Annotated in this window: 11 protein-coding genes; 8 read left to right on the top strand and 3 right to left on the bottom strand. The window is 41.6% G+C overall.

Going from position 1 to position 14,658, the window contains the following annotated elements; all coding sequences use genetic code 11:
* The first annotated feature begins 92 nt into the window (after positions 1-92).
* The 3 genes from dnaN to gyrB are packed head-to-tail and all read left to right on the top strand — an operon-like array spanning position 93 to position 4,883.
* Complete coding sequence (gene dnaN / locus J2Y37_RS14725; protein ID WP_121930795.1) at positions 93-1,241, top strand: DNA polymerase III subunit beta; 1,149 nt, start codon at positions 93-95, stop codon at positions 1,239-1,241.
* 28 nt (positions 1,242-1,269) lie between these two features.
* Positions 1,270-2,364 carry a DNA replication/repair protein RecF gene (gene recF, locus J2Y37_RS14730; RefSeq protein WP_349033293.1) on the top strand — a complete coding sequence of 365 codons (1,095 nt, stop codon included), beginning with the start codon at positions 1,270-1,272 and terminating at the stop codon, positions 2,362-2,364.
* 50 nt (positions 2,365-2,414) lie between these two features.
* Positions 2,415-4,883 carry a DNA topoisomerase (ATP-hydrolyzing) subunit B gene (gene gyrB, locus J2Y37_RS14735; RefSeq protein WP_005194344.1) on the top strand — a complete coding sequence of 823 codons (2,469 nt, stop codon included), beginning with the start codon at positions 2,415-2,417 and terminating at the stop codon, positions 4,881-4,883.
* 120 nt (positions 4,884-5,003) lie between these two features.
* Here gyrB and J2Y37_RS14740 read toward each other — a convergent pair whose 3' ends face one another.
* Both J2Y37_RS14740 and J2Y37_RS14745 read right to left on the bottom strand, forming a co-directional pair.
* Positions 5,004-5,561 carry a VTT domain-containing protein gene (locus J2Y37_RS14740; RefSeq protein ID WP_005194342.1) on the bottom strand — a complete coding sequence of 186 codons (558 nt, stop codon included), beginning with the start codon at positions 5,559-5,561 and terminating at the stop codon, positions 5,004-5,006.
* A gap of 322 nt (positions 5,562-5,883) precedes the next feature.
* The gene (locus J2Y37_RS14745) at positions 5,884-7,809 is read right to left on the bottom strand and encodes an ATP-binding cassette domain-containing protein (protein ID WP_349033294.1); all 1,926 of its coding nucleotides are present in this window, start codon (positions 7,807-7,809) and stop codon (positions 5,884-5,886) included.
* 254 nt (positions 7,810-8,063) lie between these two features.
* Here J2Y37_RS14745 and J2Y37_RS14750 point away from each other — a divergent pair, with 254 nt between their 5' ends.
* The 4 genes from J2Y37_RS14750 (at position 8,064) to erpA (ending at position 11,969) form a co-directional block, all read left to right on the top strand.
* Positions 8,064-9,065 carry a putative solute-binding protein gene (locus J2Y37_RS14750; RefSeq protein WP_349033295.1) on the top strand — a complete coding sequence of 334 codons (1,002 nt, stop codon included), beginning with the start codon at positions 8,064-8,066 and terminating at the stop codon, positions 9,063-9,065.
* 142 nt (positions 9,066-9,207) lie between these two features.
* Positions 9,208-10,218, top strand: a complete 1,011-nt coding sequence (locus J2Y37_RS14755) for a putative solute-binding protein (protein ID WP_005194339.1) — start codon at positions 9,208-9,210, stop codon at positions 10,216-10,218.
* A gap of 286 nt (positions 10,219-10,504) precedes the next feature.
* Complete coding sequence (locus J2Y37_RS14760) at positions 10,505-11,509, top strand: putative solute-binding protein (protein ID WP_004672275.1); 1,005 nt, start codon at positions 10,505-10,507, stop codon at positions 11,507-11,509.
* A gap of 124 nt (positions 11,510-11,633) precedes the next feature.
* The gene (gene erpA / locus J2Y37_RS14765; RefSeq protein ID WP_004672277.1) at positions 11,634-11,969 is read left to right on the top strand and encodes an iron-sulfur cluster insertion protein ErpA; all 336 of its coding nucleotides are present in this window, start codon (positions 11,634-11,636) and stop codon (positions 11,967-11,969) included.
* A 51-nt stretch (positions 11,970-12,020) separates the two neighbouring features.
* On the opposite strand, the gene J2Y37_RS14770 is transcribed toward erpA, so the two are convergent.
* Positions 12,021-13,154, bottom strand: coding sequence for an anhydro-N-acetylmuramic acid kinase (locus J2Y37_RS14770; protein ID WP_004672279.1), 1,134 nt, complete (start codon positions 13,152-13,154; stop codon positions 12,021-12,023).
* 79 nt (positions 13,155-13,233) lie between these two features.
* Here J2Y37_RS14770 and tyrS point away from each other — a divergent pair, with 79 nt between their 5' ends.
* Positions 13,234-14,448, top strand: coding sequence for a tyrosine--tRNA ligase (tyrS, locus tag J2Y37_RS14775; RefSeq protein WP_004672280.1), 1,215 nt, complete (start codon positions 13,234-13,236; stop codon positions 14,446-14,448).
* The last annotated feature ends 210 nt before the right edge of the window (positions 14,449-14,658 follow it).

The following is a 14,658-nucleotide window of genomic DNA, read 5'->3' on the forward strand; positions in this document are numbered from 1 at the left end:
GACCCTACTTTCAGAGTTGCAAACTGCTTTTAAGTGCAGCATAGTACACTGCTAACATTCATATCGGCTTCTGTTGTAAGAGGAATAAAATCGTGCGTTTGAAAATCGCTAAAGAAAGTTTACTCAATGTTTTATCACATGTGGTAGGAGCTGTTGAACGCCGTCATACCTTGAATATTCTTTCAAATGTCAAAATTCAAACCACGCAACATGCCTTAACCATTATTGGCTCAGATCTAGAAGTTGAATTGGTGGCGAGTACCACACTGGCGGAAGGCGCTTGTTTAGAAGCAGGGGAAACGACTGTTCCAGCACGTAAACTGGTCGAGATTTGTAAGTCACTTCCGAGCGCAGCACTGATTGATCTACAAATTACCGAAGATCAACGCTGTATTTTAAAATCGGGAAATAGTCGTTTTGTTTTGGGAACGCTTCCTGCTGAAGATTATCCACTGCTCACCACTGAAAATAGTCAAGGCACGCAAGTGCAAGTCACCCAACGCGAATTAAAACGTCTTTTTGAAAAAACAGCCTTTGCGATGGCGGTGCAAGATGTTCGTTTTTATCTAACAGGAACTTTACTTGAAATTGATCAAAATCAATTACGTACCGTAACAACAGATGGGCATCGTTTAGCTTTGTGTGAAGTGTTGGCATCGTCAACCGCATCTTCACCGATTCAGGCGATTGTGCCGCGTAAAGCCGTAGGTGAGTTGCAACGTTTACTCAGTATTGAAGATGAACAACTGACGTTGTTGATTGGACGTGAATTACTCAATGTCACCATTAATACGCCGAGTCGAGATAAAGAGCAGGGCGATATTATTGTCCGTTTTACCACCAAATTGATTGATGGTAAGTTCCCGGATTATCGCCGTGTGATTCCTCGTGGTGGTGACAAACACGTATTTATTGGACAAGACGTGTTTAAACAATCATTGCAACGTGTGGCGATTTTAAGTAATGAAAAATTACGTGGTGTGTTCTTGAACTTTAATCAAGACTCATTGCAGTTGCGTGCCAACAATCCTGAACAAGATGAAGCGGTAGAAGATATCGCCATTCAATATCAGGATGTACCTTTGGAAATGTCATTTAATGCACAATATATTCTCGAAGTTCTCAGTGTATTGGATGGTGATGATGTCAAGATGACTATGACTGAAGCGAATCAGTCTGTTCTTGTACAAGATCCAGCACACCCAGATCAAACTTATGTTGTAATGCCAATGCGAGTTTAATTTGCATTGATCATTTGAGTTTTAAATCATGCAAATCACGCGTTTAAATATCGAACGTGTACGGAATTTAAAAGCGGTTGCACTGAATGAGTTGCAACCGTTTAATATTTTTTACGGGGCAAATGGCTCTGGTAAAACCTCTATTTTAGAAGCAATTCACTTATTGGCCACAGGACGGTCATTTCGCACCCACATTCCTAAGCACTATATTCAGTATGAAGCGGCTGACTCAATCGTATTTGCTCAATCAATCAATGAGCGGATTGGGATGCAAAAGCTGGCTTCTGGTGAGCAACTGATCAAGGTCAATGGTGACACCATTGCCACGCAAGGACAGTTGGCAAAACTATTGCCTTTGCAGCATATTGATCCACAAAGTACCGATATTATTGACCATGGGGCGAAACCACGGCGACAGCTGTTAGATTGGCTGATGTTCCACGTGGAACCTGAGTTTTATTTTGCATGGCAATATTACTCGCGTGCATTAAAACAGCGGAATAGCTTGCTAAAGACACGGCGTAATTTAACTTTGGCTGATTTAGAGCCATGGAATAAAATGCTGAGCGATTATGGTGAGATTTTGCACTCACAACGGGTAGGTATTATTGAGCAATGGAATCAATTTTTTAAAGAAGATCTACAGCAACTGTTGCCTGATGTTCAGATCGAACTTGAGTACAGTGCTGGTTTTCATACCGAGCAAGGTTTGATGGAAGATCTGATTTCTCAACATCACCGAGACCTTGAGCGACGCTATACTGAGTATGGTCCGCATCGTGCAGATTTACGCTTAAAAACAGGAGGCGATGCCTTGCGCAGCGATGCTGTTCATGTGTTATCGCGTGGACAAAAAAAGTTGTTAATCATGGCATTAAAACTGTCACAAATTGCAATGCTACATGCGAGTAATAAGGAAACTGTGGTATTATTAGATGATCTGACAGCAGAGTTGGATTTAGCTGCACAACAACGTTTAATTGAGCGATTGAGTCAGTTGGGGAGTCAAGTTTTTATGACCACCTTAGACCATACGTCGGTATTAAAACACTTGCATGATTTGTCGATTTCTTTTCAATTATTCCATGTTGTTCACGGTCAAGTCAGCCTTGCTGCGCCATAATTTTATTTCCTCATCTTTTTTGATAGATTAATTTTTACTAGGGAGTAACCATGAGTTCAGAGTCTCAATCCGTCTCTCAAACAGAACAAACAAATGAAAAGGCTTATGATTCCTCTAGTATCAAAGTATTACGTGGATTAGACGCAGTTCGTAAACGTCCTGGTATGTATATCGGTGACACTGACGATGGTACTGGTTTGCACCATATGGTGTTCGAGGTGGTGGATAATGCCATCGATGAAGCACTTGCTGGCCATTGTGATGAAATTGTCGTCACCATCCATGAAGATGAATCTGTCAGTGTTTCAGACAATGGTCGTGGTATTCCGACGGATATCCATCCAGAAGAAGGAATATCCGCTGCCGAAGTTATTCTAACGATTCTGCATGCTGGTGGTAAATTCGACGATAATAGCTATAAAGTATCGGGTGGTTTGCATGGGGTCGGGGTATCCGTCGTCAATGCTTTGTCGAAAAAATTACATCTGATTATTCATCGTGCAGGACAGACCCATGAGCAGGAATATTGTCATGGTGATTCACAATATCCATTAAAAGTAATTGGCGAAACGGATAAGTCCGGTACAGTCATTCGTTTTTGGCCAAGTGAGTTGACGTTTAGCCAAACCATTTTTAGCGTTGAAATTTTAGCGCGTCGTCTACGAGAGTTGTCGTTCTTAAATGCTGGTGTACGTATTGTACTGCGTGATGAGCGAGTCAACTTTGAACACGTCTATGATTACGAAGGTGGTTTATCTGAGTTTGTTAAATATATTAATGAAGGCAAAACCCATTTAAATGAGATTTTCCATTTCACTACGGATACCGATAGTGGGATTGCAGTGGAAGTTGCATTGCAATGGAATGAAAGTTATCAGGAAAATGTTCGTTGTTTTACCAACAATATTCCACAAAAAGATGGTGGTACGCACCTTGCTGGTTTCCGCGCAGCTTTAACGCGTGGTTTAAACCAGTATCTTGAAAGCGAAAATATCCTCAAGAAAGAAAAAGTTGCGGTCACTGGTGATGATGCCCGTGAAGGTCTAACGGCGATCATTTCGGTTAAAGTTCCTGATCCAAAATTCTCATCGCAAACCAAAGAAAAATTAGTTTCAAGTGAAGTGAAGCCTGCGGTTGAACAGGCGATGAACAAGGAATTTTCTGCTTATTTGCTTGAAAATCCTCAAGCAGCGAAATCAATTGCTGGCAAGATTATTGATGCGGCACGTGCGCGTGATGCGGCACGTAAAGCACGTGAAATGACACGTCGCAAGAGCGCACTTGATATTGCAGGCTTGCCAGGTAAATTGGCAGATTGTCAGGAAAAAGATCCTGCACTTTCTGAACTCTATCTGGTCGAGGGTGACTCTGCTGGTGGTAGTGCTAAGCAAGGTCGTAACCGTAAAATGCAGGCGATCTTACCGTTAAAAGGTAAAATTTTAAACGTTGAGCGTGCACGTTTTGACAAGATGATTTCGAGTCAGGAAGTAGGTACGCTGATCACGGCTTTGGGCTGTGGTATTGGGCGTGAAGAATATAATCCAGACAAGTTACGCTATCATAAAATCATTATTATGACCGATGCGGACGTGGATGGTTCACATATTCGTACCTTGCTGCTGACCTTCTTCTTCCGTCAAATGCCAGAGTTGGTTGAGCGCGGTTATATTTATATTGCACAGCCGCCTTTGTACAAGTTGAAAAAAGGCAAGCATGAGCAGTACATGAAAGACAATGATGCATTGGAAACCTTCTTGATCTCCAATGCGATTGATGAACTTTCATTACATGTCAGCGCAGATGCACCTGCTATCACAGGCGCAGCATTGGCAAGTGTGATTGCTGATTATCAAGTATCGCAAAAAAGTTTGCTGCGTTTAACCCAGCGTTATCCTGCAAGTTTATTGGATGCTTTACTTGAGCTAGATGCATTTAAGATTGATCACACGCATGAACGTGAATATGTCGAAGCATGGGCTGAGCAATTACGTGGTGCAATTGTGAAATTGCAACCAAGTTTGCGTCCTGAAATTACCTTTGAAGCGTTTGATCGTGAAAATGCACAAGGTGAAAAATCAGCACATTATTGGCCGCGTGTAACGGTTTATGTGCATAACTTACCGACCTCTTATTTACTGGATGCTGGTCTGTTAAATTCTGCTGAATATGCGCGTTTACTTAAAAACTCGAAGAGCTGGTTTACCTTGCTTGAAGAAGGTGCTTACTTACAAAAAGGCGAGCGTCGTATTCAGGTCAATACATTCCATCAAGTATGGCAGCATATTTTACAAGACTCGCGTCGTGGCATGATGATCCAACGCTACAAGGGTTTGGGTGAGATGAATGCTGAACAGCTTTGGGAAACCACGATGGATCCTGAAAACCGTCACATGCTGCAAGTCACCATTGATGATATGATTGAAGCAGATCGTATGTTCTCTTGCTTGATGGGTGATGACGTAGAACCACGTCGAGCATTCATTGAGGAAAATGCACTCAATGCGGACATTGATGCTTAATTAAATAGTTATTCATGATCTAGCTCAGCTTTCATATCCTGAGCGAAAAAAAGGCGATACCAAGATGGGTGTCGCCTTTTTTTTAATTGCTTTACGTTCCACGTGAAACGTTATTCTTAATTAGCTTTCTACAAAATCGCTGACTTGAATAATTGCATGGCCAAATAAATAACCCGCCGTGACTAAGACACTGATCCACAGCAAAGCACCTAAAATATTATAGATGACAAAGTGGCTGTAATTCATGTTGCTAGAACCTGCCGCTAAAGGGGCAAATGAACGCGCAAAGGGAATGAAGCGAGCAAGCAGAATGGTTTTTCCACCGTGCTTTAAAAAGAAGGTATTGGTTTTCTGTAGATAGGCTTGCTTAATAAAGCGCGATTCGGTATTGAAGATACGATCGCCAAAGTGGCGACCAATATGATAATTCACCATATAGCCGAGCGCAGCAGCAAAAAAAAGTAAGCTGATCATATAGCCGAGATGCATAATTTCAACCACAGAACACAGCGCACCGACTGCGAGTAGTAAACTATCCCCAGGCAAAAAGAACATAAAAACGAAAGCAGTTTCAGAAAAAATAATCAGAAATAGAATGGCGTAAATCCATAAACCATATTCTTGAACTAAAATTGGCAGGAAGTGCTCGAAATTAAAAATAAAGTCTAAAGAATTCATTCAGTTTGCGTTGTCCCAAATAGCGTACTCACCACATTGGAGTACAAAAATATTAAATGAATCACACCCTCAGGATTCATTTGTAAGAGATAACTTTACAATAATAGGGGGTTGAGTATATCGAGCCTGAAGCCAAAGCTCAATTTTTTGGGAATATTCCAATTGTTACTGTAACTGAGCTTATTGAAAAAATCATGACATCTTGAACGGTTTTTCTTAATGATGAAGCACTTGAGTGATTGATTTAGTTTTATACGTGACGATAAAAATCAAGTATCCACAGATGCTCTTAGATTTGAGCATCTATGAATACTTGATTAGATTAGCCTACAAAAGCACTTTCTAGCTCTTCTAATTCCATCATGAGCGTTAACAATTGTTCTTCATGCAGCTCAAGTTTGGCTTTTAGTTCATTTTGTTCATTCATCAACTTAAGGAGGTCGTCTTTACGACTTTCTTCGTACAGTGCAGTGTCAGCTAACAAATTCTCAATTTCGGCTAAACGAGGCTGAAGTTTCTCAATTTGTCCCTCAGTTTTCTCAATATTTTTACGGATCGGCCGTGTGAGTTCACGGTGGCGTACCGCAGCTTTTCGTTGCGCGTCTTTATCTAACTTTACCGATGTCATTTGAGTGGTCGATGTTTGTTGCAAGGCTTTTTGAGCATTGATTTGTTGCTGACGCGCTTCACGTAACCATTTGGCGTAGTCTTGCAAATCGCCATCAAATTCGGTGCATTTCCCCGCATGGACCAATAGTAACTCATCACAGACACTGGCAATCAATTGACGCTCATGCGAGACCAATACCACCGCACCATTAAAGTCTTGTAATGCCATGCTGAGCGCATGGCGCATATCCAAATCTAAATGGTTGGTTGGCTCATCCAGAATCAATACATTTGGACGCTGCCAAACGATCAATGCCAATGCCAAACGCGCACGCTCACCACCAGAGAAGCTTTCACAAGGGGTGTCCATCCGTTCACCACTAAAGCCAAAGCCACCTAAAAAGGCACGTAAAGCGGCTTCACTGATCTGTTTATCCGCGATGCGAGCCAATTGCAGCATTGGACTGGCATTTGCATCCAAGGCATCCATTTGATGCTGAGCAAAATAACCGATATTGAGCAGTTCGGACGCTTTGTATTCACCTGCCAGTAAAGGTAAGTCACCTACCAATGTTTTGATCAATGTTGATTTACCTGCACCGTTCATTCCCAACAAGCCTATACGAGAGCTTGGGGTGATTTGCAGGCGAATCTTTTCTGCGATGATGGTCTCGCCATAACCAATACTGGCTGCATCTAGACTGAGTAGCGGCGAGCTCATTTTGGTGGGCTCACGAAAACTAAAGGTAAAGGGGGTATCGACGTGTGCAGGTGCAAGTTGTTGCATCCGTTCAAGTTGTTTAATACGGCTTTGTGCTTGACGTGCTTTGGTCGCTTGGGCTTTAAAACGATCAATATATTTTTGTAAATGTGCACGCGTTTCTTGCTGTTTTTCAAACGACTGTTGTTGTTGTGCCAAGCGTTCACTGCGTGTGGTTTCAAAGGTTGAATAATTGCCTGTGTACAGTGTTAATTCTTTATTTTCAATATGCAGAATACGATCGCAAATGGCATCCAAGAAATCGCGGTCATGTGAAATAAGAACCAATGTTCCTTCATAGGCTTTTAACCAGTCTTCTAACCATAAAATAGCATCTAAATCTAAATGGTTGGTTGGCTCATCCAGTAAGAGTAAGTCTGAACGGCTCATCAACGTGCGCGCCAAATTTAAACGCATTCGCCATCCACCAGAAAAACTAGAGACATTTAATTGGAGTTGGTGATCGAGGAAACCTAAACCAGCCATCAGTTGAGCGGCTTTAGCAGGGGCGGCATAGCCATGAATCTCATCAAAACGACCATGCAGATGCGCTAACTCATCATTGCTGAGCTGATCTGGATCGGCCAATTTTTGTTGTATTCCCCAACACTCCTCATCTCCTGAAAGCACAAAATCGATTGCTGCCATTTCTAAGGCTTTAATTTCTTGTGCCATATGCGCCACAGTCCAAACCGCTGGACGCGTTAGATTGCCTTCATCTGCCACGACGTCACCTAAAAATGCAGCAAATAAAGTCGATTTTCCTGCGCCATTTACACCTGTAAGACCAATCTTCCAGCCCGGGTGAAGCTGCATTGACGCTTTTTGAAAGAGGACTCGCCCACCACGGCGTAATGAAACTTGGTCAAATTGGATCATGAGCATGCAAAATAGCGATAGATTGCTGCATTTTAAGGTGATCGGGCGTGAATGCAAATTTTATCTTGTAGATTAGGGGCGAGTGACCTTTCACAGACCCCTAAGCGTACCCATTCGAAATGTGATCAATATGATTAAAACTGATAAGAACCCGACGTATGTATATAAAAGCACTATGATTTTGATCAAAATTTGACTATATTCATTCGATGCTGATGGAAAAATATGCAAAATAGTAAATAAGGGAAAACAAGATGAAAAAAGGATTTTGGGCATTGAGTGCCGCGACTCTATTCGTCATGAGCACGCAAGTGCAAGCAAAACAAAAAGTTTGTGTATTCGACTTATTGGGACGAGCAGGAGAGTCGTATAAGCTGATTGAGGAGTGGCGACTTTCGGCTCAAACTTGGCGAGGGGATATCGAGCTTATTCCATATCAGGATGAAGAAAAAGCTGAGCGTGATTTTGATGCGGGCAAGTGTGATGGCGTGTACATGACCTCTATGCGAGCGCGGAAATACAATAAATTTGCAGGTTCGATTGATGCCGTTGGTGCTGTAACCAGTAATGCAATTGCGCAAAAAGCAATTTCTTTTGTACTTGATAAACGTAATCAGCACCGTCTAATCGCGACTTTAAATGGCGAAAAATTTGAGGTTGCTGGAATCATTCAAGTGGGGCTGGCTTATATTTTTGTACGCGATAAAAATATAAATACCATTGAAAAAGCCAAAGGTAAGAAATTTGCTTATTTACATTATGACCAAGCGCAAAAAACCATTGTTGAAAGTATGAATCTGATTGCTGTGCCCTCGAATATTTCAGACTTTGCGCAGAAATTTAATCGTGGTCAAGTTGATGTGATTGCAGCACCTGCTTATGCCTATAAACCCTTAGAGATCAATAAAGGTTTAGCCAATGGCGCATTATTTAATTTCCCTGTCGTGAATATTACCGGTGATTTAATTATTCGTCCTGAAAAATTCCCGACCGCTTTCGCAGTTCAATCTCGACAATGGTTTGTTCGGAAGTTACCTGCCAACTTTGCAATGGTGCAACGTCTAGAAGCTGGTATGGATGCCGCAAAAATTACCTTGTCAAATGATGACAAGGTGCGTTATCAAAAAATGTTACGTGATGGACGCATGAATTTAACCAAGCAGGGCGTGTATGATGCCACCATGATGAATGTACTGAAACGGGCACGGTGTACCGTTGAAAGAACCAATTTTGAATGTTCTTTAAGTGGTGAGTAAAATAAACTGGTTAAAAAATGACAAAAAATAGCAATACCGACACAAAAAATAGAGCATTAGCTCTATTTTTTTCCATAAAACATGATTAATATTTGCTTTGAACATGGAGTACAGACACATTAGTTTGTAGAGGGATGAAAAAATGAAAAAAATTGCATTAGCTGCGATCACCGCATCAATCGTTGGTTTTTCTGCTTCGGCGCAAGCAAATAAAGTTGAAGTTTGTGTATTTGATCTATTGGGTAGATCTGGTGAATCATACAAAATGATGCAGGATTGGGCACTGGCAGCCAAAGGTTGGGGTGCAGATGTTAACTTGGTTGCAATGACGGATGAGGCTGTTGCGGATAACAACTTCAAAGCAGGTAAATGTGATGCAGTTGCGATGACATCGATGCGTGCTCGCCCATACAATAAATTTGCGGGTTCAATCGATTCGTTAGGTGGTGTAACCAGCAATGAGATTGCACAACGTGCAATTACCTTTGTTTTAGATACACGTAATGCTGCAAAAATGACAACCAATTTGGGTGGCAACAAATATGAAATCGGTGGTATCGCGCCACTTGGTTCTGCGTATATCTTTGTACGTGACAAGAACATCAACTCAATTGAAAAAGCAGCAGGTAAGAAATTTGCGGTATTGGGTTATGACGATGCACAAAAAATCATGGTTCAACGCGTAGGCGCTCAAGCTGTACTTTCTGATATTTCGAACTTTGCTGCGAAATTTAATAATGGTCAGGTCGACATGGTTGGTGCGCCAGCCTATGCGTATAAGCCATTAGAGTTGAGCAAAGGTCTAGGTGCAAATGGTGCGATGTTTGATTTTCCTGTATTGCATGTGACTGCTGATCTCGTCCTTCGTCCAGAAAAATTCCCAGCTGGTTTTGGTCAAAAATCTCGTGATTGGCATGTGAAGCAATTACCGAAAGCATTTGCAATGATCAAGCGTTTAGAAGCTGAAATCCCAGCAAAATACAAAATGAAATTAAGTGATGAAGATAAACTTAAATATCAAAAATTACTCCGTGATGGCCGTATGGATTTAACCAAGCGTGGTATCTATGATGCGAGCATGATGTCTGTATTGAAGAAAGCACGTTGTTCAGTTGACAAAGCAAACTTCGAGTGTGCATTGCCGGGTGAATAATCATCGATTGCTATAGAGCATACTTAAAGCCTAGATTTATCTAGGCTTTTTGTTTTTTTGTTTGTGTCATTTCAGTCATTGTCTTTACTTAGAAAGACCGTAATCATAGAGATATAAGAATCAGATGAAATCGTGAAGATTTAAAAATATGTTTGATCAGGAAGATGAAACACCATTAAATTTAAGCCCATATTCATTTGATAAACTTCGATTCGAGACTAACTCATTGTTTGGTTTTTTGATCTCATGCAACAACAATTAGCCTCGCTGCAAAGGAAAAAATAAAATGCCATGGTTTAAAACGTTTTTACTCGCGTCAAGCGTAGCAACATTTTCTCTGAGCACACATGCAAAACAAACGCTTTGTGTATTTGATTTGGTTGGAAGGAATGGCGATGTATACGCCTTGATGAAAGACTATCAACTTGCTGCGAAAGCATGGGGTGCAGACATTGAGTTACGTGTAGGACAAAATGAAGCTGTACTTGCTGAAGACTTTAAAGCAGGTAAATGTGATGCTGTCAGTATTACAGGGATGCGTGGTCGCCAGTTTAATCAATTTACAGGTTCACTCGATGCCATTGGGGCAATTACCGATTTAAAGTTTGCAGTCAAAGTGATGCAAGGTTTGTCGAGCCAGACCTTTGCCAAAGCAATGGTCAATGGTAAATATGAAGTGGTCGGTGTCATTCCGATTGGTGATGCTTATCTGATGGTCAACGATCGCGAGATTAATACGGTTGCGAAAGCTGCAGGAAAGAAAATTGCGGTTCTGGACTATGATGAAGCCCAGAAAATTATGGCGTCTCAAGTCGGTGCTCAGGCGGTGAGTTCAGACGTCACTAACTTTGGTGCCAAATTTAATAATGGCCAAGTGGACATCATTGGTGCACCAGCAGCTGCATTTAAACCTTTGGAACTGCATAAAGGTTTGGGTACTAAAGGCGCAATTGTCAATTATCCAATTTTACAAGTGACTGGAAATATTATTATTCGCTCAGATAAATTCCCAGAAGGGTACGGGCAAAAATCAAGACAATGGGTCAGTTCACAACTGCCACGTGCGGTTGATATTTTAGGCAAAATGAAAGCAGACATTCCACAAAAATACTGGATGGAAGTCCCTGCATCGGATAAACCTGGCTATCAAAAATTAATGCGTGAAGCGCGTATTGATTTAACCAAACGCGGTATTTATGACAAACGCATGATGAAATTGTTATGGCAGTTCCGTTGTCGTGAAGATGCCAAGAATTTTGAGTGTGGTTTACAAGATGAGAATTATAAATAATCTTGTAAAAAGTCATTAACTGCACTTTAAAACTTCAAAGACAGACCCGATATTGAGTATGCTATACTTAATATCGGGTCTTTTAATTTGTTAAAGACGTATTGAAGTCTGAGGAATATCCACCATGAACGCCCAAGCTCTCGAATTGTCAGATAATGCTGCCAAAAAAGTTCGCCAATTGCGCGAAAGTGAAGGGAATGACGACCTCATGCTACGTGTTTATGTCACGGGTGGCGGTTGTTCAGGATTCTCTTATGGCTTTAATTTTGCTGAAAGTGTCAATGAAGATGATGCTGAGTTCAGCAACGGTGATGTCAAAGTTTTGGTCGACTCGTTAAGCTATCAATACTTAGTTGGTTCAGTGGTTGATTATCTTGAAGGATTGGAAGGTTCTCGTTTTGTGATACAAAACCCGAATGCGACGACCACTTGTGGATGTGGGTCATCTTTTTCGATCTAATAAATGCTTGATCTCGAAAAAGCTTCTCCGATTGAGAAGCTTTTTTATTGCTTATACCGCCGTAATCGTGCCTAAAATACGATCGCCTGATGCGCCTGTGACGGCTGGTAAATTGCCACTGAGCTGTTCAACGAAGCGCATTGCCAGCCAAGCAAAAGCAGTTGCTTCGACCCACGTGGGCGCTAAACCAAGTACATCAGTTGTTTGCACTGACCAATTATGTTTACGTAAACGCCAGCGTAATTGTTCAAGTAGAAATGAGTTATAAGCCCCGCCACCACAGACATAGACCTCACCTGTCGGCATCAAATCTTTGCTTCGATAAATCGCTTTCTTGATCGCACGTGTGGTCAGTTTCATTAGCGTGGCTTGGACATTTTCAGGTGTATCTTCGAGTTCTTCATATTCGAGATCATTGCGCCAATCGCTGATCTGATCATCTAACCATTCAAGATTAAAGTCTTCACGCCCCGTGCTTTTTGGGGGCTCTTTAGAAAAATATTCATGTGTTTGTAAACGATCAAGTAGTGAGCGAATCGGTTGTCCATACGCGGCCCAATCGCCATTTTCATCATAGGGATGACCAGTATGGCGGTGACACCAAGCATCCATGAGAATATTGGCAGGGCCTGTATCAAAGCCATAAACCGCGTTTGGATTATTCGCAGGCAGCATGCTGACATTGGCGATACCGCCTAAGTTCAAGATGACACGATGGATACTGTCATGTTGGAATAATGCTTGATGGAATGCTGGTACCAATGGTGCACCTTGTCCACCTGCAGCCATATCACGTCGACGAAAATCGGAAATAACAGGGAGTTGGGTGATCTCAGTAATGATGTTTGGATCACCAATTTGTAAGGTAAAACCATATTCAGGACGATGGCGAATGGTTTGCCCATGTGAACCAATTGCTTTTATTTGCGTTCGATCTAAATGATTCTTTTCAATCAGTGCATTAATGCCATGCCCAATCATTTTCGCTAAAGCAACATCCGCTTTGCCCATACGATCAATTTCATTGTCATCTGGTAGCGTTAATGCCATGAGTTCGTCACGTAACTCAGGCTCAAAAGGTACTGTTAAAGTGGCATGTACGGTTAAAGGTTCAAATGAAGTTGCAACAATATCAACACCATCCATGCTTGTGCCTGTCATTACACCAATATAGATTGCGCTCATGTACAACTTCCCCTGCAAGACGCTGAAAAAATGTTAGTATATCGCACAAATTGAATAACTGATGTGTTTAGGTTTTGTGATGTCAAATTTCTTGCCAGCCGAAGAACAGCTTGCTCTCATTCAACGAGGCACGCACGAGATTATTTCTGATGAAGATTTACTGAAAAAGCTCAAAGAGAATCGTCCACTGCGTGTAAAAGCAGGCTTTGACCCAACGGCTCCTGATTTACACTTAGGACATACGGTGCTGATTAATAAGCTTAAAACTTTTCAAGATTTGGGACACGAAGTGACCTTCTTGATCGGTGACTATACTGCGATGATTGGTGACCCATCTGGGAAAAGTGCGACACGTCCGCCGTTGTCTCGTGAACAAGTTGAAGCCAATGCCAAAACTTATCAAGAACAAGTTTTTAAAATCTTAGATCCAAACAAAACCAAAGTACGCTTTAACTCGGAGTGGTTTAATCAAAAAACTGCGGCCGATTTAATTCAATTGGCAAGTCAACAAACCGTATCTCGTATGTTAGAACGTGATGACTTTACCAAGCGCTATAACAACCATCAGCCTATTGCGATTCATGAGTTCTTGTATCCGTTAGTCCAAGGTTATGATTCCATTGCACTTGAAGCAGATGTGGAGTTAGGTGGAACAGACCAAACTTTTAACTTGCTGATGGGGCGTACTTTACAAAGTCGCTATGGTCAAGAATCACAAGTCTGCATCACTGTGCCGATTCTTGAAGGTTTAGATGGCGTCAATAAAATGTCTAAATCTTTGGGTAATTATATTGGTGTATTTGACACACCGGGTGCGATGTACCAAAAAATCTTGTCGATGCCAGATAGCTTGATTGAACGTTACTTTGATTTACTGAGCTTTAAATCACTGGATGAAATCAAAGTTTTGCTTGATGAAATGGCAGCAGGACGAAATCCACAGGAAATTAAGCGTATCTTGGCGCTTGAACTGGTCGAACGTTTCCATGATGCGGAAGCGGCTGAAAATGCGCATAAGAGCGCAGGTAACCGTGTTACTGAAGGTGAAGTACCAGAAGATACGCCTGAAGTGACCATCTCACGTGGTGAGTTTGGTGGCGAGTTATTCATTGCAACCATTTTGCGTGTGGCAGGTTTAAACGCGAATGCGGCGGCTGCAAAAGATGCGGTTGGTCGTGGTGCCGTTAAAGTGGATTGGAATGTGGTCGATATGAGTTTCTCTGTAAAAGAGAATGTCACTTTAATCATCCAATCGGGTAAAAAAGCCATTGCACGCGTGACATTTACCGACTAAACCAAATAAAAATAAATAAAAAGCAGGCTTTGAGCCTGCTTTTTATCCATAAATAGATGATAAAAACAACGGAAACACCGAATTAGTAGAAAAAAGAAACAAGCGAAAGTAAAAGTTAAAAAAAGGGGTTGTGTGGAGTTAGAAATGCTGTAGAATGCACATCCATCGGCGGTGATGCAGATAAAAACTTGTTGAGAAACAAGGATTTGG

This window comes from Acinetobacter sp. 3657 (genome assembly GCF_031456775.1).
Lineage (GTDB): Bacteria > Pseudomonadota > Gammaproteobacteria > Pseudomonadales > Moraxellaceae > Acinetobacter.